Origin of the sequence: Granulibacter bethesdensis CGDNIH1 (assembly GCF_000014285.2) — a bacterium.
In the GTDB taxonomy this organism is placed as follows: domain Bacteria; phylum Pseudomonadota; class Alphaproteobacteria; order Acetobacterales; family Acetobacteraceae; genus Granulibacter; species Granulibacter bethesdensis.
Window position 1 is genome coordinate 422,261 of record NC_008343.2, and the last position, 20,462, is coordinate 442,722.

General features: G+C 59.1%; 21 protein-coding genes, 3 tRNA genes and 1 pseudogene. 18 read left to right on the forward strand and 7 right to left on the reverse strand.

Annotated elements, in window-relative coordinates:
- The first annotated feature begins 34 nt into the window (after window positions 1–34).
- From GBCGDNIH1_RS14280 to GBCGDNIH1_RS14290, 3 genes are all read left to right on the forward strand, one after another.
- Window positions 35–2,275 (forward strand): TonB-dependent receptor, encoded by a 2,241-nt coding sequence (locus tag GBCGDNIH1_RS14280; RefSeq protein WP_011631079.1) that lies wholly within the window; start codon window positions 35–37, stop codon window positions 2,273–2,275.
- A gap of 199 nt (window positions 2,276–2,474) precedes the next feature.
- Window positions 2,475–2,559, forward strand: a tRNA-Leu gene (locus GBCGDNIH1_RS14285).
- 40 nt (window positions 2,560–2,599) lie between these two features.
- Entirely contained in the window at window positions 2,600–3,016 is a 417-nt protein-coding gene (locus GBCGDNIH1_RS14290; RefSeq protein WP_025318146.1) for a metallopeptidase family protein, read from the forward strand.
- Between the two features lie 23 nt (window positions 3,017–3,039).
- Here the strand turns inward: GBCGDNIH1_RS14290 and GBCGDNIH1_RS14295 are convergent, their stop codons facing one another.
- Both GBCGDNIH1_RS14295 and thpR read right to left on the reverse strand, forming a co-directional pair.
- Window positions 3,040–3,378, reverse strand: coding sequence for an ArsR/SmtB family transcription factor (locus tag GBCGDNIH1_RS14295; protein WP_025318147.1), 339 nt, complete (start codon window positions 3,376–3,378; stop codon window positions 3,040–3,042).
- 81 nt (window positions 3,379–3,459) lie between these two features.
- Window positions 3,460–3,990: an RNA 2',3'-cyclic phosphodiesterase gene (thpR, locus tag GBCGDNIH1_RS14300; RefSeq protein WP_025318148.1), complete on the reverse strand. Its 531-nt coding sequence runs from the start codon at window positions 3,988–3,990 to the stop codon at window positions 3,460–3,462.
- A gap of 286 nt (window positions 3,991–4,276) precedes the next feature.
- On the opposite strand from thpR, the gene GBCGDNIH1_RS14305 reads away from it, so the two are divergent.
- On the forward strand, window positions 4,277–5,050 hold the full coding sequence (locus GBCGDNIH1_RS14305) for a Bax inhibitor-1/YccA family protein (RefSeq protein WP_025285938.1): 774 nt from the start codon (window positions 4,277–4,279) through the stop codon (window positions 5,048–5,050).
- A gap of 92 nt (window positions 5,051–5,142) precedes the next feature.
- Here GBCGDNIH1_RS14305 and GBCGDNIH1_RS14310 read toward each other — a convergent pair whose 3' ends face one another.
- Window positions 5,143–5,922, reverse strand: coding sequence for a DsbA family protein (locus GBCGDNIH1_RS14310; protein ID WP_011631085.1), 780 nt, complete (start codon window positions 5,920–5,922; stop codon window positions 5,143–5,145).
- 382 nt (window positions 5,923–6,304) lie between these two features.
- On the opposite strand from GBCGDNIH1_RS14310, the gene GBCGDNIH1_RS14315 reads away from it, so the two are divergent.
- Window positions 6,305–7,675 (forward strand): gamma-glutamyltransferase, encoded by a 1,371-nt coding sequence (locus tag GBCGDNIH1_RS14315; protein WP_080504475.1) that lies wholly within the window; start codon window positions 6,305–6,307, stop codon window positions 7,673–7,675.
- Window positions 7,675–8,835, forward strand: a complete 1,161-nt coding sequence (locus tag GBCGDNIH1_RS14320) for a pyridoxal phosphate-dependent aminotransferase (RefSeq protein ID WP_011631088.1) — start codon at window positions 7,675–7,677, stop codon at window positions 8,833–8,835. Before GBCGDNIH1_RS14315 ends, GBCGDNIH1_RS14320 begins: the two co-directional genes overlap by 1 nt.
- Window positions 8,836–8,853: 18 nt before the next feature.
- On the opposite strand, the gene GBCGDNIH1_RS14325 is transcribed toward GBCGDNIH1_RS14320, so the two are convergent.
- Window positions 8,854–9,360, reverse strand: coding sequence for a flavin reductase (locus GBCGDNIH1_RS14325; protein ID WP_011631089.1), 507 nt, complete (start codon window positions 9,358–9,360; stop codon window positions 8,854–8,856).
- Between the two features lie 444 nt (window positions 9,361–9,804).
- Between GBCGDNIH1_RS14325 and GBCGDNIH1_RS14330 the strand changes: the two genes are divergently transcribed.
- Entirely contained in the window at window positions 9,805–11,274 is a 1,470-nt protein-coding gene (locus GBCGDNIH1_RS14330; RefSeq protein WP_408874666.1) for a trypsin-like peptidase domain-containing protein, read from the forward strand.
- A 70-nt stretch (window positions 11,275–11,344) separates the two neighbouring features.
- Here GBCGDNIH1_RS14330 and GBCGDNIH1_RS24995 read toward each other — a convergent pair.
- Window positions 11,345–12,160: pseudogene (locus GBCGDNIH1_RS24995) on the reverse strand (TrmH family RNA methyltransferase); the annotation flags it as partial.
- Between the two features lie 611 nt (window positions 12,161–12,771).
- On the opposite strand from GBCGDNIH1_RS24995, the gene GBCGDNIH1_RS14340 reads away from it, so the two are divergent.
- Both GBCGDNIH1_RS14340 and GBCGDNIH1_RS14345 read left to right on the forward strand, forming a co-directional pair.
- Window positions 12,772–12,857 (forward strand) — tRNA-Tyr (locus GBCGDNIH1_RS14340).
- 97 nt (window positions 12,858–12,954) lie between these two features.
- A tRNA-Gly gene (locus GBCGDNIH1_RS14345) sits at window positions 12,955–13,028 on the forward strand.
- A gap of 181 nt (window positions 13,029–13,209) precedes the next feature.
- Here GBCGDNIH1_RS14345 and GBCGDNIH1_RS14350 read toward each other — a convergent pair.
- A complete protein-coding gene (locus GBCGDNIH1_RS14350) occupies window positions 13,210–14,118 on the reverse strand; it encodes a LysR family transcriptional regulator (protein WP_011631092.1) in 909 nt (302 codons plus the stop codon).
- 108 nt (window positions 14,119–14,226) lie between these two features.
- Between GBCGDNIH1_RS14350 and GBCGDNIH1_RS14355 the strand changes: the two genes are divergently transcribed.
- Genes GBCGDNIH1_RS14355 through rimI form a run of 3 tightly spaced genes read left to right on the forward strand, consistent with a single transcriptional unit; the run spans window position 14,227 to window position 15,901 of the window.
- Complete coding sequence (locus GBCGDNIH1_RS14355) at window positions 14,227–14,676, forward strand: PACE efflux transporter (protein WP_232449670.1); 450 nt, start codon at window positions 14,227–14,229, stop codon at window positions 14,674–14,676.
- Window positions 14,677–14,720: 44 nt separating this feature from the next.
- A complete protein-coding gene (locus tag GBCGDNIH1_RS14360; protein WP_157691965.1) occupies window positions 14,721–15,392 on the forward strand; it encodes a tRNA threonylcarbamoyladenosine biosynthesis protein TsaB in 672 nt (223 codons plus the stop codon).
- Window positions 15,389–15,901 (forward strand): ribosomal protein S18-alanine N-acetyltransferase, encoded by a 513-nt coding sequence (gene rimI, locus GBCGDNIH1_RS14365; protein ID WP_011631095.1) that lies wholly within the window; start codon window positions 15,389–15,391, stop codon window positions 15,899–15,901. Before GBCGDNIH1_RS14360 ends, rimI begins: the two co-directional genes overlap by 4 nt.
- Here the strand turns inward: rimI and GBCGDNIH1_RS14370 are convergent.
- Window positions 15,885–16,070, reverse strand: a complete 186-nt coding sequence (locus GBCGDNIH1_RS14370) for a sulfurtransferase TusA family protein (protein WP_231130808.1) — start codon at window positions 16,068–16,070, stop codon at window positions 15,885–15,887. The two genes, rimI and GBCGDNIH1_RS14370, sit on opposite strands and share 17 nt — an antisense overlap.
- Window positions 16,071–16,256: 186 nt before the next feature.
- On the opposite strand from GBCGDNIH1_RS14370, the gene GBCGDNIH1_RS14375 reads away from it, so the two are divergent.
- The 6 genes from GBCGDNIH1_RS14375 (at window position 16,257) to GBCGDNIH1_RS14395 (ending at window position 20,460) form a co-directional block, all read left to right on the forward strand.
- Complete coding sequence (locus tag GBCGDNIH1_RS14375) at window positions 16,257–16,670, forward strand: MucR family transcriptional regulator (protein WP_025285950.1); 414 nt, start codon at window positions 16,257–16,259, stop codon at window positions 16,668–16,670.
- A gap of 35 nt (window positions 16,671–16,705) precedes the next feature.
- Window positions 16,706–16,846 (forward strand): hypothetical protein, encoded by a 141-nt coding sequence (locus tag GBCGDNIH1_RS24740; protein WP_157691966.1) that lies wholly within the window; start codon window positions 16,706–16,708, stop codon window positions 16,844–16,846.
- 155 nt (window positions 16,847–17,001) lie between these two features.
- Window positions 17,002–17,442: a Fur family transcriptional regulator gene (locus tag GBCGDNIH1_RS14380; protein WP_025318155.1), complete on the forward strand. Its 441-nt coding sequence runs from the start codon at window positions 17,002–17,004 to the stop codon at window positions 17,440–17,442.
- Window positions 17,439–18,275 (forward strand): GNAT family N-acetyltransferase, encoded by an 837-nt coding sequence (locus tag GBCGDNIH1_RS14385; protein ID WP_011631099.1) that lies wholly within the window; start codon window positions 17,439–17,441, stop codon window positions 18,273–18,275. The genes GBCGDNIH1_RS14380 and GBCGDNIH1_RS14385 overlap by 4 nt, the downstream gene beginning before the upstream one ends.
- Window positions 18,276–18,289: 14 nt before the next feature.
- A complete protein-coding gene (gene lnt, locus GBCGDNIH1_RS14390) occupies window positions 18,290–19,855 on the forward strand; it encodes an apolipoprotein N-acyltransferase (RefSeq protein WP_050748383.1) in 1,566 nt (521 codons plus the stop codon).
- Between the two features lie 146 nt (window positions 19,856–20,001).
- Window positions 20,002–20,460, forward strand: coding sequence for a helix-turn-helix domain-containing protein (locus tag GBCGDNIH1_RS14395; protein WP_011631101.1), 459 nt, complete (start codon window positions 20,002–20,004; stop codon window positions 20,458–20,460).
- Window positions 20,461–20,462 lie beyond the last annotated feature (2 nt).

Sequence of the window (20,462 nt, forward strand, 5' to 3'; positions counted from 1 at the left end):
GCATCTTTTCAAACATCAGGTCAGGATTTTTCATATGATCAGGCATCTTCAAGGTCGGGCAGGGCGTGCTGCGCTGCTCGCCTCCGGAACCATTCTTGCTGGCAATATGCTGGCTGCAGGATGGCCTTTTTCTCCCGCATGGGCGCAAGGCGCTGCTTCTGCCCCCAACCCCATGGTCGACTCTGCTCCCCTGCCCACCTTGCGTGTGCTGGGGGACAGTCCGCTTTCGCTGATCGAGGAGCCACTGGATAAGACGACAGTGTCGCAGACCATGATGAATCGTAACCGGCTGAACAGCCCCGATACCGCCGAACTGTTCAAAGGAGTGGCGGGCGTCAGTTTCTATCAGGCTGGTCGTGTCTCGGCCCTGCCGGTCATCAACGGCATGAATGACGACCGTGTGGCGACGGAGGTCGATGGGGTGCGGATCAGCGCGGCCTGTCCCAACCATATGAACCCGGCCCTGTCCTATGTGGACCCCGGCATGGTGAAAACAGCGAGCGTGATTGCCGGGATTACTCCGGTCAGCGCGGGGGGTGACAGCATTGCCGGTACCGTTTCGGTGGAACGGGCCGATCCGATCTTCTCGAAGGACAAGTCCATTCTGGCGACCGGCCATGTGACGGCCAGTTACCGCAGCAATGGTAATACGGTCGGTACGTCCGGCGCGGTCACGGTCGCCAATGATACTGTCAGCCTGCGTTACGAAGGATCATGGTCGCAGGCCGGTAACTACGAAGGCGGTGGAGATGCGGGGATCGTTCGTTCCACCAAATATCAGAGCTTCAATCATGCGGTGACGCTGGGGCTGAAGCGGGACAATCATCGTCTGACGCTGACCGCCGGACAGCAGGACATTCCGTATGAGGGTTTCCCCAATCAGTTCATGGACATGACCAATAATCGCTCCACCTTCGTGAACGGTCATTACGAAGGTGATTATTCATGGGGTGAACTGGATGTGCGTGGCTATTGGCAGCGCATTACCCATGTCATGAACATGCTGGATGACAAAGGCGGCCATTCCGCCACTACCGGCATGCCGATGAATTCGGATTCCCGTCTGGCCGGTTATGCCATCAAGGCGACCATTCCACTGGGAAGCTGGAACACGCTGCGCCTTGGCAGTTCTTTCGATCATCAGGGGCTGAACGACTGGTGGCCGCCATTGATGGGCAGCATGATGATGGGGCCGGATACCTATCACAACATCAATAACGGGCATCGTGACCGGCTGGGTCATTTTGCTGAGTGGGAATCCCGCTGGACCAACCGGTTTTCTTCCCTGCTCGGTTTCCGCAACGATATCGTGATGATGAATACCGGGGAGGTATCGCCCTATTCTTCCGGCGGGATGATGATGGGTACGGGTGGCATGATGGGCGGCATGAGCAATCCCGATGCCGCCGCCGCCAGGGCCTTCAACGCCATGTCTCGGGGGCGGACCGATGTGAATTTCGATGTTACCGCACTGGGACGTTACCGTGTGTCGGACATGATCAGCCTTGAAGGCGGTTACGCCCGCAAGACGCGTTCCCCCAATCTGTATGAGCGCTATGCCTGGGGGCGGAGCGCCATGACCAGCCAGATGATCGGATGGTTCGGAGATGGGAATGGCTATATCGGCAATCCGGATCTGAAGCCGGAAATCGCGCATACGATCAGCACCACCGTCCTGTTCCGCGATCCGGAGCAGGAACGCTGGAAAATCAGTATTCAGCCCTTCTACACCTACGTAGAGGGTTTCATTAACGCCAATCTGCTGAAATCCCTGTCGAGCGACTTCAATCAGCTTCAGTTCGCCAACCACAATGCGCAGCTCTATGGCGTCAATGTGTCGGGTTCGGCGCGGCTGTGGCATTCCGCGCGCTGGGGCCATGGTGAACTCGGCGGCACGTTGAGCTATGTGCGGGGTGAGGATCTGGAGACCCGCCATAGCCTGTATCACATGATGCCGATTAACGGGCTGATCGGTCTGTACGAGACGCGCGGCAACTGGAGTGGGCGTGCCGAGGCTACCTTCGTCAACAGCAAGACCATCATCGACCCGACCAGAAACGAACCGCGCACACCGGGTTATGCGCTGTTTGGTCTGGGGGCTGGCTACAACTGGAAAAACGTGAAAGTGGAAGGGGGGATCGAGAATATATTCGATCAGAAATATTATCTTCCGCTTGGTGGTCTGTCGCTGGGTGATTTCGATGCAACGGGCGTCCTGCGTGCCCTGCCGGGGCTGGGGCGGTCCTACAACCTGTCGATGACCGTTTCCTTCTGATTGACCGGGTATGGCCTGTCATCGAAAATTCGTGGTCGATGAAGTCCATGAAATGGGTGAGCCCTATATTGCTGAAGAACTCGCGGCACTTTTGAAAATGGATCTGATCTCATCCCCGTTTCTGCGGGATGGGATCAGCACCCGAAAAATGAAAGGCCGGGTTCCGCCGTAAAACAAGTTACGCTAGAAGGCTGCCGGACCGGGCGTGGCGGAACGGTATACGCATTCGACTTAAAATCGAACGCCTTTATGGCTTACGGGTTCAAATCCCGTCGCCCGGACCAGCACATATGCCTTGACCGGCTTTTGGGAAACAGTCTCAGCATGTCCGACTATGGCTTGCCGCCCGGCCTGAACGATATTGCGGCGCTTGCTGAACGCGCCTTGCATGAAATTCCTCTCGGTCAGTTTCCCAGCATCCGGGAATTGACCATCGCAGTGGAAGACTCACCGGATGACGACATGCTGGCCGAGCTTGGCCTGTCCTCCCCGTGGGAGTTGACGGGGCTTTACAAAGGGATTCCACTCGATCAGCGCGGGATCGCAGAGTGGGGGCAGGAGCCTGATCAGGTCGTTTTGTTCCGGGAGCCGATCCTGCTGGAATGGATCGAAAGCGGGGAATCGCTGCCAGATCTGGTGCGGACCGTGCTGATCCACGAGATCGCGCATCATTTCGGCTTCACCGATGAGCAGATCGAGGCGCTGGAGCAGAAAACCCGCGACGGTGCCGCCCGGCACTGAGGCAGGGCACTGAATATTTCAGATCAATCTTCGTGATCGTGCAAAGGCTTTCCTTCGGCGTCCTCTTCGTCATGCGGCTCGATCATATGGTCGATCATGGCGGTCAGCATATCCCGCACATGGCCGTCGGCGATGGCATAGAACACCTGTCGCCCCTGCCGTGCCGCTTTCAGCAGCCGTGCTGCCCGCAGCAGGCGCAGATGGTGGGAAACCAGCGACTGGCTCAGCGCGGTCCGTTCCGCTAACGTCCCGACATTCAGCGGTTGTTCGAGGCAGGCAACGACGATCATCAACCGGTTCGGCTCGCCCAGCAGACGGAATGTTTCCGCCAGCTGGCTATATTGATCTTGTGGAAGGTCCATTCCCGCGCCGCACCTGTCTGCCAAACGAAGACATGCTCTAGCCTATCCGCTGTAACGTGCCAAAGGGGCCGCTTCACTTCCCTATGCCAGAGCGTAATCCGCTTCCACGGTGTAAACCGACTGTTCCTTGCCCAGTTGAGAACTGAACAGGGTGAAGTGCTCCACCGGGATGGGGTCGGTACGGAACAGATTATGGCTCTGGACATAGGAAGCCAGACGATTGTCTGCCGTGCCATCCAGGCGTGCCAGTGTGACATGGGGCATGAAGCGGCGGCGTTCTGGGGGCAGGCCCACGCGCTGTAACCCGGTTTCGATCTTGTTCTGAAGATGGTCCAGCTGCGGATTCTTCTCCACGCCGACATACAGGGTGGAGCGTCCGGCCCGCTCGAAAATACCGATCCCTGTCAGCACCAGAGAGAAACCACGTGCCCGCAAGGTGGACAGGGCCAGATCAAGCTCATCGGCGCGATGGCCCGGTACGTCGCCGATGAAGCGCAGGGTCAGATGGTAATTTTCCGGTGAAATCCAGCGTGCCCCCGGCAGACCGTAGGCAATCCCGTAGAGTTCATCTTTCAGAATCCAGGGAAGATCAAGCCCGACAAACAGTCTCATGGGTGCTCTCCCGGGGGAAGGGGTGGCGGGGGCAGCATGCGCGAGGCAATCCGGCTGGCAGGACCAGAGTAACGCAGGACGGTGCCCGGTCACATCAGCCATGGTCAACCATGACGGATCATGGCCGGTTATTCATTTTCCATGCAGGGGGGCAGGCGGTCAAAGGCGTTTCTTTTACATCTTGTCATAAACGCAGAGCTTGATCGCTTTTTGCCCTGAAACAAGATAATGTGACATCAAGATCCATGGCCGGGCTTTGTTCCGACCGTCTACAGGAGAATCGTGTATGGCCTTTCGTCCAGATAACAGCGTCCGCCCGGGCGTCTGGGGTGCCGCCGACACCGCATCCATGGATGCCGGTCTGCGCGCCTACATGCTGCGTGTGTTCAACTGGATGGCATCAGGTGTCGCCCTGACAGGGATTGTGGCCTACGCCATTGCCCATACCAGCCTGATGAATGCGTTCTATCATCCGGTGATGACCGAGCAGGGTGTGAGCATTCAGCCCACGGCGCTGGCCTTCATCTCCATGATTTCGCCGCTGGCTTTCGTGCTGGTGCTGAGCTTCGGCATCAACCGCCTTAGCCTCGGTACAGTGCAGGCGCTGTTCTGGCTGCTCTGTGTCGCGATGGGCGCCAGCCTGACCAATATCTTTCTGGTTTATACCAATGCCTCGATCGTGCAGACCTTCTTCGTGTCTGCGGCGACATTCGCGGCGATGAGCCTGTATGGTTACACCACGCGCTCCGACCTGACCCGCTTCGGCAGTTTTCTGATGATGGGGCTGATCGGGATCGTCATTGCCTCGGTGGTCAATATGTTTGTCCATAGCGGCATGATGGGCTTTGTGATCAGCGTGATTGGTGTGCTGGTGTTCACCGGGCTGACTGCCTACGACACCCAGCGTATCAAGGTGGATTATGCGCAGTTCGCCACTCAGGGAGGCAGCGATTTTGCCGCTCGCCGTTCGGTGTTCGATGCGCTTCAGCTTTATCTGAACTTCATCAACCTGTTCATGATGCTGCTTCGCCTGCTGGGTAACCGCGCCAGCAACGACTGATCCAACTTACTGTCAGTCCTGAATCAGAACCGGTCGGGAATTGCGTCCCGGCCGGTTTTTTTTGTGTCTGCTGGAGGAAGAAAAAATCCGGCTCAGCGGGCTGCCGGAGCGATGGCGTTTTCCAGCGTCGGCAGATCGACTGCACCGGGAAACAGCTTCGACCCGATGACATAGGCCGGTGTGCCTTCCAGCCCCAGCGAGCGCCCGAGAGCAATATTATCCGCCAGCCGCTTTTCGATGGCCGGGTCCTGCATGTCCTTGTGAAGTCTGTCGACATCCAGCCCCAGCGTGCGGGCCTGCCGGTCAATGTCCTCCTGCGTCAGGTCGGGAGAACCATGCATCAGGGCTGCCCGCAGCTGCACATAGCCACCCTGTTTCTGGGCTGCCAGCAAAGCACGGGAGCCGAGTTCACTTTTGGCGCCGAGAATCGGCATGTCTTTATAGACAACACGGAGTTCAGGATGTTTGCGGATCAGCTCATCCATGACCGGCACCATGCGGCGGCAATAGGGGCAGCGCACATCATAGAATTCTACGATCGAGGTGGACCCTTTCGGATTGCCCGCGACGGGATCGGCCGGATCGCTGGTCAGACGTGACGCATTGGCTGCAATGGCGCCTTCCCGGGCGGAGAGGGCGCGGCTGTTTTCATCCTGTTGCAGGGCGGTGATAGCGTCTTTCAGAATGGTCGGATCTTTGACCAGGGCCTGACGCAGGATGCTCACGATTTCTGCGCGTTGGGCCGGTGTGAAGGTTTCGCTGCGGGCGGCACCGGGCAGCAGCAGGCCGGCAAGGATGGGCAGGGCAAGCAGGCCATACCGCCGCAAAGACTGGCGCGAGGCATGGGAATAAAAGAGCGGAAGGCTGGACATAAGGCTGTTTCCTGCACTGCTTTTCTGCCCGAAGCCGGGCGTGGCGGCCTATCGATTGGCCGTGATACGCAAGCTTTGGCGGATCGGGGCGGTAACGTCCAGTTACGGTCAGGTCAGGATTGGCGGAGGAAAGCCGCAAGAGGGCAGACACAGGGGCAGACACGGGGGCAGGCCAAGGGGCAGACAGGCATGCGGTGCGACGTTATGATCCCGCTCCGCGTTGCCCGCAGCGGGAAGCTGTTTTAAGCCTTGACTGATTGCGGCATCATAGCGGTGCCGCCGAATCAATCATGAGGGGTCGCAGCCTGTGAATTCCGCCCGGATACGATGGACACACCGCCTGCGGCTACGGTGGACACACCGCCTGCGGCAGGGTGTCGCATTGTCGGCCGCCCTGATGATGGCAGGCTGCTCGACAGTCAGCGGCATGAGCGATCTCGTGTTCGGCTCCGACAAGCCTGTCGGTCCCCAACCGGGTTATATCAAGGGTTTTGTTGGCGGAGTGGCCGCTGATGAGCCGCGCGCGGCCCTGGTGGCGCGCGATGTGCTGTCTTCTGGCGGGAATGCGGCCGATGCGGCGGTGGCGCTGGCCATGATGCTGACGGTTACGCTGCCATCCCGTGCGTCGCTGGGCGGGGGCGGTGCCTGTCTGGCCTATCGCCCTGATGGCAAGGGAGGGCTGAAGGAACCGCAGGCAATCATGTTCCTGCCGCAGCCCGCATCGCAGATCGGCGGTTCTTCCCGTCCGGCGGCGATTCCAGCCATGGCGCAGGGCTTTCAGCTTCTCAACAGCCGTTTCGGCAGCAAGAGTTTTCGCAGTCTGGTGTTGAAAGCTGAAGAAACGGCCCGGTTCGGCTTTCCTGTTTCAGCGGCGTTGGCGGCGGATTTTCAAGTGGTTGGCGGGGCTTTGCTGGAAGATGCCGGCAGCCGTGCGGTGTTCGGTACCAATGGCTGGCTGCCCGGTATCGGCGATCAGCTGGTTCAGCCCGAACTGGCCAACAGCCTGTTACGGCTGCGTGGGTTTGGCGATCAGAGTTATGAAGCGGCCATTGAAGCTGCTGCTCCGAAGCTTGGCCTGAGACTGACGATCGACGCATCACAGGCCAAACTCGTGCCTCCGGTGGTGGTGCGGGCAGGGCGGGACAATGTCGCTTTTCTGCCGCCGCCTGCCGATGGCGGGATCGCTGCTGCCGCTGCGTTCAAGCTGTTGCAATCTGATCCGGGTCAGTGGCGCCGGGCGCAACAGCGTGCGGAAGCGGCAGCTTCCGCATGGCGGAGTGGTCATGCCTCGGTGGAAGGTGTTCTGAACGGGGCTGGCAGCAGCCGTGCCCTGCCGCCTCTGCCGGCCTCAACCAGTTTTGTGACCATGGATCGGGATGGCAATGCGGTTTCCTGTGCCCTGACGATGAATAATCTGTTCGGGAATGGGGAAGTCCTGCCGGGAACCGGTATTCTGCTCGCCGCTTCGCCTGATCGTGGTCCGCAGCCGCTGTTGTCGGCGGCGCTGGCATGGAATCCTGCGAAAGACGCCTTTCGTGCGGCTACGGCGGGATCTGGTCAGGAAGGCGCCCCGCTCGCCGCTGGTGCCGCGATGGCCAATGCCCTGCGCAGCCGTGAAGCCATTGCGACAAAACTGCCGGAACCGACGCGGATGAATGCCATTGGCTGTGCCGGCTATCTGCCAGGCAGTAGTGGAAGCTGTGGCTGGGTGACCGATCCCAAAGGGGCGGGAGTCGCCTTGGGAGCACGCTGATGGCCCTGAAAATCGGGCGGGGTGGTTTGACCCCTCCTTTCATCGTCATGGATGTGATTTCAGCTGCCAATGCGCGGGCGCAGTCTCTGCCCCCCGGAATGCCGGGAGTGATCCGTATGGAGGTTGGTCAACCCTCCACCGGCGCCCCTGCCGGAGCGATCGAGGCCGCGAAGCAGGCGCTGGGGAGTGGTGATCCGCTCGGCTATACCGAAGCGTTCGGCCTGCCGGTGCTGAGGGAGCGTATCGCTGCGCATATTCGTGACTGGTATGACATTGAGGTGCCTGTTTCCCGTATTGCGGTCACGGTTGGTGCTTCCGGTGCTTTCCCGCTGGCTTTTCTGGCTGCGTTCAATCCGGGGGATCGGGTGGCATTGGCGGCACCCTATTATCCACCTTATCTCAATATCCTGAAGGCGCTGGGGCTGGAGCCGGTTGTTATCGAAACCGGACCTGATACACGCTATCAGCCCGATCTTGCGGCGCTTGAAGCGCTCGATCCACGCCCTGATGGGCTGATCATCGCCAGCCCCTGCAATCCGGCGGGAACAATGCTGCTGCCGGATGAGCTTAAAGCGCTGGCGGAGTGGTGTGAGCGGGAAGGGGTCAGATTGATCTCGGACGAGATCTATCACGGGCTGCAATATGAGACGCCGCTTTCGACCGCCTCGGCTTTTTCATCCTCTGCGATCGTCATCAACAGTTTCAGCAAATATTTCAGTATGACCGGATGGCGGGTCGGCTGGATGGTGCTGCCGGAGGATCTGGTTCGTCCGGTGGAACGCCTGGCGCAGAATCTGTTCATCAGCGCGCCGCATATCAGCCAGCGTGCAGCTCTGGCGGCGTTCGACTGTACGGCAGAGCTGGAAGCGAATCTCGACCGCTTTCGCTGCAACCGGTTGGAACTTCTGGCCAATCTGCCCCGCTGCGGTTTTGCCCGGCTGTCGCAGGCACAGGGGGCTTTCTACATCTATGCCGATATTTCAGGCCGGACCGGGGACAGCGCTGCCTTCTGCACCCGTATGCTGGATGAGCTCGGCATTGCTGTCACACCGGGACTCGATTTCGACGCTGCGCGCGGGCATCGTACGATGCGCTTCAGCTATTGCGGTGCGGAAAGCGATGTCAAAGAGGCTGTGGAGCGACTCTCCGGCTGGCGCTGATCCTGAAAGACTGGCGGATCAGGGAAGCTTGATGATCTTGTGATAGCCGCGTCCGAAATAGATCAGCCCTTCATGGGATGGGCCAGTACGAATGCCCTCTACTTCACAGAAAAACACGGTGTGGGTGCCGACATCCGTAGCCTGCGCAATGCGGCAGTCAAAGGAAACGACCGCCCCGTCCAGCACCGGCGCGCCGGTTGCCAGAGTGGTCCATTCGGCCTGTGCAAAGGCATCATCGGCTGCATGATCGGAGGATGCAAAAAGATTGGACAGTGCTTCCTGATGCGCAGACAGCACGTTGACGCACAAAATACCGTTCCGGGCGAAAGTGGCATGACGCTGGCTGGAGCGGTTCATACAGACCAGCAGGGTCGGCGGATCATCCGTTACACTGCACACGGCGGAGGCGGTAAAGCCGCACCGCTCCTGCCTTTGCCCGGGGCGCGATGGAGAGGCTGTCGTGATGACGTTGACGGCTGCACCCAGCCGGGCCATCGCGTCCCGGTATTCCTGTCTGGATACCATGATTGATCTGATCCTGCCTGATACGCTTCCGGTTTGAAGACCGGGAGATAATTGAAACCGTTATCACGCGGAGTTTGGCGTGACATACGATCCTGCCATGTGAGTTAAGCCGCGGGGCGGCCTTTTTCCAAGAGACGCGGTCGCAATTTCTGCCATGCAGGCGGAGCACGTTTGGTTACGGTATCAATCTGTATGAACAGGGTTTCACCCTGCCGCTTTGTTCCTGTCACGTGTTGTGGTGCATAGAAGAGACACACAAGATTTTTCGGCGCCGGATTGGCCGGAAAACGACATTGTCAAGCTGATCTTTGTTCACTGTCATCTTTCGGTCACACAAAAAGGATTCGCTGTATGTCTCTTCGTCAGGATCAACCTGAAATCCATGTGGCACCCGATTATTCGGCTTCGGCCACCATTCTGCACCATGCCCCGCGTCGCGCCCGCATGTTCCTGGCGGCGGCGCTGCTGGCTGCCACGGCATTGACCGGCTATGGCATTGAGCATGTTACCCAGGCTGAAGAATTGACGAAATCGGTTCCTGCTGCCGCACCGATCGGTGATTTCTCTGCTCTGGTGCAGCATGTCCGTCCTGCCGTTGTCTCTATTACCGTGAAAATGGTGCCGCGTCAGGTCGCACAGGACATGCCGGGCGGAGTGCCGCTTCCCTTCGGGATGCCGGGCGCTGGTCCGGGTGCTGAAGAGGGTGGACAGCCTGCCCCCCGTATGGCGGAGGCGCGTGGGTCCGGGTTCATTATCGATGCCAATGGTACGATCGTCACCAACAACCATGTCGTGAAAGACGCGAAAACCGTCTCCGTGACTCTGGATGACGGGACGGAGCTTCCCGCTACGATCGTCGGTCGTGACCCGCGTACTGATCTGGCGGTGTTGAAAGTCTCGGCTGGTCATCCGCTGCCGTATATCGAGCTGGGTGACAGCGACCATGTTCTGCCGGGGCAATGGGTGGTGGCGGTCGGTAATCCGTTCGGGTTGGGCGGTACGGTGACGGCCGGGATTGTCTCTGCGCGGGGACGGGATATCGGCTCAGGCCCCTATGACGACTACATTCAGGTTGATGCGCCGATCAATCAGGGTAACTCGGGCGGCCCGCTGTTTTCTCAGGATGGCAAGGTGATCGGCGTGAATACGGCGATTTTCTCACCGACCGGTGGCAGTGTGGGTATCGGCTTTGCCATTCCTTCCAGCATTGTTCGCAATGTGGTCAGCCAGCTTGAGAGTGGTGGCAAGGTCACGCGCGGTTTTATCGGGGTGACGGCCCAGCAGGTGGACAAGGATATGGCGGCAGCGCTGAATCTGCCGCTGGCGAAGGAAGGATCACCTAAAGGGGCATTGATTTCCTCCATTGAGGAGAACAGCCCTGCTTTCAAAGCCAGCCTGCGTCCGGGTGATGTGGTGCAGACTGTGAATGGTCAGGTTGTCGGCTCGCCGCGGGATCTGGCGCTGAAAGTCTCCTCCCTGAAGCCGGGCAGTAATGCGACGCTTTCTGTGGTGCATGACGGTACGGCGCGGGATGTCGCGGTGACCATCGGTGCCATGCCGTCCACGGAAACCGCCAGTCTTCAGAGTGGCACCGGTGCAGAAAGCGGGCAGGGCCGGATTGGTGTGGCGTTGCAGCCGCTGACGCCGGAGCTGCGCAACGAGCTTGAAATCCCCGCTGAGATCAAGGGAGCGGTGATCGCCAATGTGCAACCGGGATCGGCTGCCGAGCAGGCCGGGATCAAGGCCGGCGATGTGTTGGTAGGCGTCAATACGACAAGCGTGACCAGCCCGTCGCAGGCGGCTTCCGCCATTCACGCGGCCAGCAAGCGTAACACAGTGGCGCTGCGTATTCTGCGGAATGGCCAGATCGGCTTTGTCGGGGTGAATCTGAAGGGCGATACCAACGACGGATGAGTAGATAGGAAGGATGGCCGATTATTCTGGCCATCCCTCTGTCAGTGATCGCTTGTTCAGCCGGAGCGGATCATCCGTTCCGGCTGATTTCGTACAGAGCGATGGCGGTGGCGACGGAGACATTCAGGCTCTCCATCCCCTCGGCCATGGCGAGGGATACGATTTCATCGCAGCTCTCCCGCGTCAGGCGACGCAGCCCGTCCCCTTCCGCACCCATCACCAGCGCCACGCGGCGCTTGCCCAGTGCCGGGCCGGATAAGGGGGCGCCTTCCGCATCGAGACCGACCACCCATAGATCGGCGGCTTTCAGGGCCGCGAGGGTACGGGCGATGTTGACCACGCGCAGCATCGGCAGCCGGTCCAGCGCACCGGACGCAGCCTTGGCCATGGTGCCGCTTTCTTCCGGAGCGTTCCGGTCCTGCACGATGACGCAGCAGGCCTGAAAAGCGGCGGCAGAGCGGAGAATGGCGCCGACATTGCGAGGATCGCTGACCTGATCCAGCACCAGAACCGGGCCGGGACGCTGCGCCAGAATCTCACCCAGCGGCGGGGAGGGCAGCTTGTCCGCCAGCAGGGCAATGCCCTGATGCACCGATTCGGTACCGAGCAACTGATCCATATGGGCGCGTTCCGTGCGCTCCGCTACCAGTGCCCAGGGTGGTGGCAGGCGCTCGGCAAGGGTTGCCTCGGCCTCTTCGGTCAGCAGCAGACGACGGAGACGACGGGCCGGATTACGCAGAGCGGCCTCAACCGCGTGCAGGCCATGCAGCCACACCGCGCCCACCGGAGCCTGCAATGCCCGTCCGCCGGAGCGGGAAGGACGCTCTGCAGCCGGTTGCGCCTGCGCGGTGGTGTCCGATCTGGAATGGTCGGAACGCGGGCGGCGCTCGGCATGCTCATCGGAGCGGTTGGCTCCATCACGCGGACGGAAAGAGCGTCCTCCTGACGGTCGTTCGCCGCCCTGCCGATGGCGGGTGGGGCGTTCCGTGCGTTCCCCGAAACTCTGCTCCTCCCTGGGAGCCTCGAAACGTGGACGCCGTTCCGTGCGCTCGCTGGAGTGATGGCCAGATCGGGGGGCTCCATCATGGGAACGAAAAGAGGGCTTGCCGCCTGCCGGGCGTTCTCCGCCCTGATAGGAGGGGCGCTCCCCACGCTCGGCGAATCGCTGTTCACGCGTGGGCCTGTTGCCCTCGAAGTGCTGCTTGTCGGAGCGTGAGCGGTATTCCCCGCCCTGTTCGCTGCGTGCGGTCCCCTCACGGGATCGGAAGGATTTTCCTCCCGATGGACGGGCACCGCCGCTCTGATCGCTGCTGGAGCGTCCTGAGCGGGAAAAACCGCCGGAGGATGCGTTTTTTGTGGGCCGACCACGGCCCGTATGTTTTGAAGGTGGCTTCATTGCGCCGGTATAATCTGCTTTCGCGGGGCTTTAAATATCCAGAAATGCGTATCGGATACGTTGACAAGGCTGCCTTTTGGCTCTAGTCCGCACCCCGCTCCGGAGGGGTGCCCGAGTGGCTAAAGGGGACGGACTGTAAATCCGTTGGTTAACGCCTACGTTGGTTCGAATCCAACCCCCTCCACCATCTTTCAGGGGCCGACAGGCCCGGATATCTCAGGGATGGACAGCACGGTTTAAAGGCTCGACGCGACGCGCGTCCTGCGCTAATCCGTTTCAGGGCTGCGGGTGTAGCTCAATGGTAGAGTTCCAGCCTTCCAAGCTGGCTGTGCGGGTTCGATTCCCGTCACCCGCTCCAAAATTCCCCTGATAAATCAATAGCATGTGTGCGCTGTAGTAGCCTTCGCTGCCACAATTTGTTCCGCTGTGCCAAATCCGTGCCAAAACTGTTTCAGGGACCCGGCAGGGCACTCTCTTCGAGGAGTGTCTTTTGGAGGCCGCTTCCCGAACCCAACGCCCCCTCTTTGAAGCTGTGGCAGTTAGGGACCGCAGCCAGCGGTGCTCATCACCCCGATTTTTTCGCTGATAAACCGCTGCGCCAGCCATTGAGACGCCGGTCCCTGTGGCCGCTGTTTGTGCCAGATTAATTCCATGGCGACTGGCCAGTCCGCCGTATCGAAGGCGAGGCGCGGAATGACGAGGTCACTGGCGGCGCTGGATGCGGCAATGATGTGATCGGAGACGAACGCCCAGCCGATTCCCTGCCGGGCCAGTTGCAGAATGACCCACTGGCTTTCTACCCACCAAACATCGGCTGCAATGCGCAGACGGCGCTTTTCCTCGCTTTCGCTGCGGGTGGCGACCATCAGTTGCCGGTGTCGCTTCAGCTCTTCCCACTCGATCACCTGCTCCGCTAGGGGGTGATCACGTGCACAGACCAGTTGCAGCGGCACCCAGCCAAGGGTGTGAAAGCCCAGCACGGCCGGCAGCGTTTCCTGCCGCCACATAATGCCCAGATCGGCCTGACCATCGAGAACAAGGCGGCTCACATCCTCCATGAATGGAAACAGGATTTCCAGTTCCACGCTGGGGAAAGCTTCGGCAAAAGAGTGCAGAAGACGTGCGAGGACCGGTTCCGGATATAATTCGTCAACGGCCAGAACCAGCCTTGTCTCGACATGTTTTTCCAGACTGCGGGCAACGCCGATGAAATGCGCATGACGATCCAGCACGACCCGCGCCTCTGCCAGCAGCCGGGTGCCGGCTTCGGTCAGGGATGGTGTGCGCCCGGCCCGTGAAAACAGCGTCACACCCAGATCAATTTCCATATTGCTGATCGCGGTGCTGATCGCCGACTGGGCTTTTCCCAGGTGACGCCCGGCAGCCGAAAAAGAGCCTGTTTCGGCTGTGGCGACGAAAATCGTCAGTTGCTCAAACGATATGTCCATGGCTGAACGCAGGCCTATCTGAAAAACAGATAATATCTAACTTTATCTGCTGAATTCTACTGATAGATAGAGCCAAGTCGCCTGCTCAGCGGGCTTAATGAAGTGAAAATGGTGACCATCATGCGTTCGTCGTGGGATCGTATCCGGCATGCCATCCTGTTCGAGGTGATCGGTCTTCTGTTGCTGATTCCGATTGGTCATGCCGTACTGGGCGTGGATACGGGGACTTTCGGTAGTCTGAGCGTCATTGTCGCAGTGACAGCTGCGATCTGGGCTTATCTGTTCAATCTTGGTTTTGACCAGGTGATGCTGCGACTGACTGGCTCTACTCGCAAGAACACGGCTGTGCGCGTGCTGCATGCGGCGTTATTCGAGGGGGGGATGCTTGCCATGTTTCTGCCGCTCACCGCTTGGTATTTGTCGATGAGTCTCTGGGCGGCGCTGATGACCGATATCGGCATTTCCGGATTCTATTTCGTCTATGCGTTTGCTTATAACTGGATCTACGATCAGGTTTTCCCCGTTGCTCATGCAAGCATTTGCGAGGCTGGCCGCTGAGGTATCGCATTGGTAACGGCTGCGTATTCGGCTATGGCGCCATTATGAACACGTTGGTTTTCAACAGCCGGTCTGCCGGTGCTGATGTTGCATGGGTAGCGGATGGTACCGTGCTGGCCTGTCGCTCGGCTGAGGCTCAGGATGCTGCATCACGTCTGCCGGTACTGGCTGCGGAGGTTGTGGAGGAGGTGGAGCGGACATATCCGGCTGGTCGCCAGCCTGATGCAGTCATCGCTTCCATCGGTCCGGGCAGCTTTACCGGTATTCGTGCAGCTTTGGCAGTGGCGCAGGGCTATGCGTTGGGAGCCGGGCTGAGGCTGGCTGGTGTTGCAGTCGACGAGGCGCTGGCCGTCATGGCGCCGCCTGAGCCGGGTTATACTCTCTGGACGGTTATTCCTGCCCGGCGGGATCACGTCTATCTGAACGATGGATCCGGTTTTGGGGTGGTGCCGCTTGATGGAATCGCTGGATTGCCTGTGCCTGGCAGTCGGATCTGGCTGATGGGGGCAGCTGCAGAGTCATGTGCCGGGTTGTTGTCCCGCCGGACCGACCTCCATCTGCGTGTCGGTGCAATGCGGGAGCCTGATGTAATGGCCCTGGATCGGGTTGGTCGTGCACGCTTATCCGGGGAGATAGCATCTCGCCCGGCATTGCCTGTTTATGCGGAAGAAGCACGGATCAAGGCTGGAACAGTCCGTCCTGCTCCCCGGACATGACGGCGCCTTTGCCGGATGATCATGATGCCGTGATAGTGGTGGGTCCTGGTCATGCGGCGCTATTGGCGGTCCTGCATGAAGCGGCTTTTCCGCCGGAGGAGCAGTGGGATGACGCTTCTTTCATTGTACAGCTTCAGCAACCGGGGACTGTGGCTCTGATGGCGGTCGCGGGTGAGCACGCAACTGAGCCGGTGGGTTTTGTGTTGTTCCGGACCATTTTCGAGGACTGTGAGATCCTGACCCTTGCCGTTGCACCGTATTGTCGCAGGCAGGGGATAGGTGGTTTGTTGATGCGGGCTGCCATGAAGCGTGCCGCCGAACAGGGCGCGGAGCATATGCTGCTGGAGGTGGAGACCACCAATCTCCCGGCCCGCACATTATATGACCGGCTCGGTTTCAGCGCGATTGGGTTGCGTCGTCATTATTACCATGGTGGCGGCGATGCGCTGGTTCTCCGCCGTTCTTTGGGCCGTTCTCTGGACAGCACAAAGATTACTGGCGGCGAATAAGAATACGCGTCTGCCCGGGCTGCGGATGTTCGATAGCGATGATTTCGTGGCCGAGTGCGGCGGCACTTTGCGGTACGTTACGCGATGCTTCGTCTCCGGCCGTCAGCACGGACAGCAATGCTCCGGATGGAAGCTTGTCCAGTGCGATCCGGGTCCGGACGAAGGTCATCGGGCATATATCCGCAGTGACATCCAGCATTGTCATTGTTTCGCTGGTTCTTGCCGGTATTGAAATGGGATATGGTTCATACTGGTGCATATAGATACCATTATTTTAAGAAACACCCTGTTGATTAAACAGCGTTGACAAGTATAATAATGCGATCATTTTGTTTTTTAACAAGGCTGTTTCTTGATGTCCAATTCAGAGGCGTCTGCTGATTTACTGGCGTTGACTGCACAGATTGTTTCCGCCCACATCTCCAATAATGCGATTCAGACCGAATCACTTCCTGGATTCATTCAGGAAGTCTATCGTGCGATCTCGAATCTCGGGCATGAGGAACAGGTTCCGGTCGAAAAGCCACAGCCTGCCGTTCCTGTCCGCAAATCCGTTTTTCCAAATTATATCGTCTGCCTGGAAGACGGCAAGAAGCTGAAGATGCTGAAGCGGCATTTGAAGAGCGTCTATAACATGACCCCTGAACAATACCGGGAGCGTTGGGGCCTGCCGCCGGATTATCCCATGGTGGCACCCGAATATGCGACGCATCGCAGTTCTTTGGCCAAGAAAATCGGCCTTGGGACCAAGCCCAGGGTGCGGGACTGAACTGCACAATTGTAGTCGGAAAAGGCGGCCGGATCATGTCCGGCCGCCTTTTTTGTGCATGCTGCGATTATAAGCATGGTGATGTGGCTGTCTTTCATGGCATCGTCATGATACCGGTTATCGACACGCCATGTCTGATCGGCTACCTCGCACTGATCAGCAACCTGCCTGAGTGATCTGGCCGGGCTGAATGGGATCAATCGGACGTTAAGGATCGATGGGAAGCCGCCCGATGGAACGCCGCTCTTCTGAGCCTTCTCCGGTTCGCCGTACTCCGGCAAACCATTCTCCCCACGCGCCAGAGCGGCAGGGTGGCAGCAGCATAGAGCGGATGTGCGTTGAGCGGGGCCTCAAAATGACCGGCCAGCGCCGTGTGATCGCCCGCGTCCTGTCGGAAGCCAGTGATCATCCGGATGTGGAGGAGCTGTACCGCCGTGCCTCCGCCCTTGATGCCCGTATTTCCATCGCGACGGTCTATCGCACTGTACGGCTGCTGGAGGATAAAGGCATTCTTGCCCGCCGTGATTTCGGCGGTGGACGTGCCCGCTACGAGGCCAGCGAACATGGGCCTCATTATCATCTGATCGATGTCGAGACCGGTAAGGTGATTGAATTCGAGGATGAGGAACATGAACGCCTGATGCGGTCCATTGCGGCCCGGCTGGGGTTCAGCCTCGTTTCGCTGCGTCTGGAACTGTTCGGTCGGAAACTGGTCGACCCTGCAGCCGCAGATCAGAAAACGGCTGCTGCAAAACGAAAGTCAGGCCGATGACCGCTGAGACCCCCTTAGGAATTGCGACACGAAGCGAACGAAGCTTCGGAGAACTCCGTGCCGGCAATCTGGGGGTCCGCATTGCGGAGAGCCAGTCTGAAATCATCGCGGCCCAGGCGCTGCGGTACCGGGTATTTTATGAGGAAATGGGGGCAGAGCCAGCCCCCGCCATCCGCAGGGACCGGCTGGACCGGGATGAATTTGATCCCGTCGCCGATCATCTTCTGGTGATCGACCATGAACGCGGCAGCGGACCGGAGGCCATTGTCGGCACATACCGCCTGATTCAGGATGCCGATGCGCATAAAGTCGGGCGTTTCTACACCTCCAATGAATATGACATTTCGATCCTGACTTCATTTCCCGGCAAGCTGCTGGAACTGGGTCGCTCCTGCATTGCTTCCGATTATCGGGGGCGTGCCGCCATGCAGCTGATGTGGCGTGGCATTGCCGCTTATATCTTTTTGCACCAGATTGATCTGATGTTCGGCTGCGCAAGCCTGCCGGGTACGAATGTCGACGCGCTATCGACCGAACTGACCTATCTCTATCGCAATCATCTGGCCCCCCCGGGTTTGCGCCCCCGTGCACTGGAAAGCCGGTATATCGACATGCGCCGGCTTGATCCGGTTGAACTGGATATCCGGCGGGCACAGGCGATGCTGCCGCCCCTGATCAAGGGTTATCTCCGGTTGGGCGGGTTTATCGGTGATGGGGCAGTCGTCGATACCGAATTCAACACCACGGATGTTGCAGTTGTGGTCAAGACGGATCTGATCACGGATAAATATTACCGCCACTACGAACGTCAGCTGCGTGACGCACTGACTTGATTGCATCGCCGGCGATGGCTGTACCTGCTTCTCCGTCTGCCGGACCCGCTGCACGCTGGTATGTGCGCTTGCGTGATCTGACAGGATGGCGTGCTGATGGCACCGGGGTTTTGGCCGGTGCTGCTGCGGCCCTCGCCCTGCCGCCTTTTTTCTGCATTCCCGTTCTTCTGCTGTCCTTTCCCACCCTGATGGCGCTGATCGGAGGGGCTGCCAATCGGCGTGTTGCGTTCAGGCGGGGTTTCTGGTTCGGCTTTGGGCTGAATGTCGCCGGTTTGTATTGGATTACGGAAGCCATTCTGCTGGAGGCGGCTCGGTACTGGTGGTTCGTGCCGATTGCGGTGCCCGGATTGTCCGCCCTGATGGCTCTGTTCATTGCCGCCGCCTGTGCATTCGGCAAAGGTTTTCTGCGTGGCCTGCCCCGTCTGCTGGCCTTTGCGGCCGCATGGACAGTAATGGATCTGCTGCGCCAGTTCCTGTTGACGGGCTTTCCATGGAATCCACTGGCCAGCATTTGGGCAATCCCCGGGCTGGCCGGAGATATCATGCTCCAACCGGTTGCCTGGATTGGCACACCAGGTGTGACGGCGTTGACAGTGTTTCTGGCGTGTCTGCCGGTGCTGCGTCCTTTCGCATGGGGCGTAGGGGCCTGTGCCATGGTGGTGTGGGCTGCTTTGGGATGGATGCATCTGTCTGAACATCCGGACCGGGCCAGTGCCCTCAATGTGGTGCTGGTGCAGGGGAATATTCCGCAGGGCCAGAAATTTGACCGGCGTTTCCTGCGTACAACGTGGGACACTTATCTGCGCTTGACCCATGAGGGTGTGGAGGCCGCGCATAAGGCGATGCCTGGTGATCCTGTGGTTGTAGTCTGGCCCGAAACAGCGAGCGTCGCGCTGCTGGCCGATGATGCGGCTGCGCGTCAGAGCATCGCAGAGGCCGCGGAAGGCAATCCGACCCTCATTGGCTCCGTGCGGTTTGGCGAAGATGGACGTCCCCGCAACAGTCTGATCGCGATGGATGGCCAGGGGGGTGTTCAGGATTTTTATGATAAATGGCATCTTGTTCCGGGCGGTGAGTTTGCGCCGGGCTGGCTGCCTTTCGCGGTACAGCTGGTGCCGGGTGGCGGCTTTGTCCCTGGTCCGGGACCACGCACCCTCGACCTGCCCGGTCTGCCGCCTTTTGCGCCGCTGATCTGTTATGAGGCCATTTTTCCTGCACAGATCGTCAATGAGATCCAGCGCCCTGCCTGGATCGTGAATATCACCAATGATGCATGGTTTGGCCAATCAACAGGACCCCATCAGCATCTTGCGGCTGTCAGGATGCGTGCGGTGGAGGAAGGGCTGCCGATTATGAGAGCAGCCAATACCGGTATTACCGTGGGCTATGATGCATACGGGCATCAGGTGGCGCGTATGAATCAGGGTCAGGCCGGTTTTCTGCTGGTCAGGCTGCCAGGCCCGTTAGCCCCCACTTTTTTCAGCCGATACGGACTTATTGTGCCCGCCCTTCTGACGATTATGCTGCTGCTGGCGGCCATTATTTGCGGGCGTCATAAAATTCGAGCGTGGCCACTCTAAACTACCAGGGAAGGTGAGTTGCGTAATAGGCTTTAGGGAAGATTTATTTTTTTATATTGCCTATCAACATAACGGACTTGAAACCGATCTGTGTTCATATGATGTTCGATGGTTTCCACTTTGTAATGTGAAGGCAGATTATCCAGTTGTCGGAAAGTCACATCGGTATCGGCCAGAATTTTGAAAAAGATGATCAGCCCAATACGCTGGATCTTCACGTGGGCAGGCGGATTCGTCTTCGGCGTGCTTTTCTTGGTGTGTCCGAGCAGAAACTGGGTGATCTGATCGGTATCAGCGCATCACAGATTCAAAAATACGAGACAGGCACTCTACGGGCCGGAGCAGTCAGATTATTTGATCTGGCCCGCGCCATGGATGTGTCGATCAGCTTCTTTTTCGACGAAATGCCGGAGCAGGAGGTCGCCAATCATGGCGTAGCCGCTATCTCCCGGCTGGGTGGGTTCGCGGAACCTCAAGAGGGCTTTGGCGATGGCGATACCATGCGGCAGGAAGCGTTGGAGCTGATCCAGGCCTTTTTCCGCATCACTGACCCGGCCGTGAGGGAACGTATTCTGGAACTGATAAGATCACTGGCGAAAGAGTGATC

Coding starts and splice junctions, on each gene's coding strand:
- GBCGDNIH1_RS14355 (WP_232449670.1), top strand. CDS start 14,227: ATGGTGACCATCATGCGTTCGTCGTGGGATCGTATCCGGCATGCCATC.
- GBCGDNIH1_RS14325 (WP_011631089.1), bottom strand. CDS start 9,360: ATGGTATCCAGACAGGAATACCGGGACGCGATGGCCCGGCTGGGTGCA.
- GBCGDNIH1_RS14330 (WP_408874666.1), top strand. CDS start 9,805: ATGTTCCTGGCGGCGGCGCTGCTGGCTGCCACGGCATTGACCGGCTAT.
- GBCGDNIH1_RS14385 (WP_011631099.1), top strand. CDS start 17,439: ATGACCGCTGAGACCCCCTTAGGAATTGCGACACGAAGCGAACGAAGC.
- GBCGDNIH1_RS14305 (WP_025285938.1), top strand. CDS start 4,277: ATGGCCTTTCGTCCAGATAACAGCGTCCGCCCGGGCGTCTGGGGTGCC.
- lnt (WP_050748383.1), top strand. CDS start 18,290: ATGGCTGTACCTGCTTCTCCGTCTGCCGGACCCGCTGCACGCTGGTAT.
- thpR (WP_025318148.1), bottom strand. CDS start 3,990: ATGAGACTGTTTGTCGGGCTTGATCTTCCCTGGATTCTGAAAGATGAA.
- GBCGDNIH1_RS14350 (WP_011631092.1), bottom strand. CDS start 14,118: ATGGACATATCGTTTGAGCAACTGACGATTTTCGTCGCCACAGCCGAA.
- GBCGDNIH1_RS14290 (WP_025318146.1), top strand. CDS start 2,600: ATGTCCGACTATGGCTTGCCGCCCGGCCTGAACGATATTGCGGCGCTT.
- GBCGDNIH1_RS14280 (WP_011631079.1), top strand. CDS start 35: ATGATCAGGCATCTTCAAGGTCGGGCAGGGCGTGCTGCGCTGCTCGCC.
- GBCGDNIH1_RS14360 (WP_157691965.1), top strand. CDS start 14,721: ATGAACACGTTGGTTTTCAACAGCCGGTCTGCCGGTGCTGATGTTGCA.
- rimI (WP_011631095.1), top strand. CDS start 15,389: ATGACGGCGCCTTTGCCGGATGATCATGATGCCGTGATAGTGGTGGGT.
- GBCGDNIH1_RS14380 (WP_025318155.1), top strand. CDS start 17,002: ATGTGCGTTGAGCGGGGCCTCAAAATGACCGGCCAGCGCCGTGTGATC.
- GBCGDNIH1_RS24740 (WP_157691966.1), top strand. CDS start 16,706: ATGTCCGGCCGCCTTTTTTGTGCATGCTGCGATTATAAGCATGGTGAT.
- GBCGDNIH1_RS14295 (WP_025318147.1), bottom strand. CDS start 3,378: ATGGACCTTCCACAAGATCAATATAGCCAGCTGGCGGAAACATTCCGT.
- GBCGDNIH1_RS14320 (WP_011631088.1), top strand. CDS start 7,675: ATGGCCCTGAAAATCGGGCGGGGTGGTTTGACCCCTCCTTTCATCGTC.
- GBCGDNIH1_RS14310 (WP_011631085.1), bottom strand. CDS start 5,922: ATGTCCAGCCTTCCGCTCTTTTATTCCCATGCCTCGCGCCAGTCTTTG.
- GBCGDNIH1_RS14370 (WP_231130808.1), bottom strand. CDS start 16,070: ATGACCTTCGTCCGGACCCGGATCGCACTGGACAAGCTTCCATCCGGA.
- GBCGDNIH1_RS14375 (WP_025285950.1), top strand. CDS start 16,257: ATGTCCAATTCAGAGGCGTCTGCTGATTTACTGGCGTTGACTGCACAG.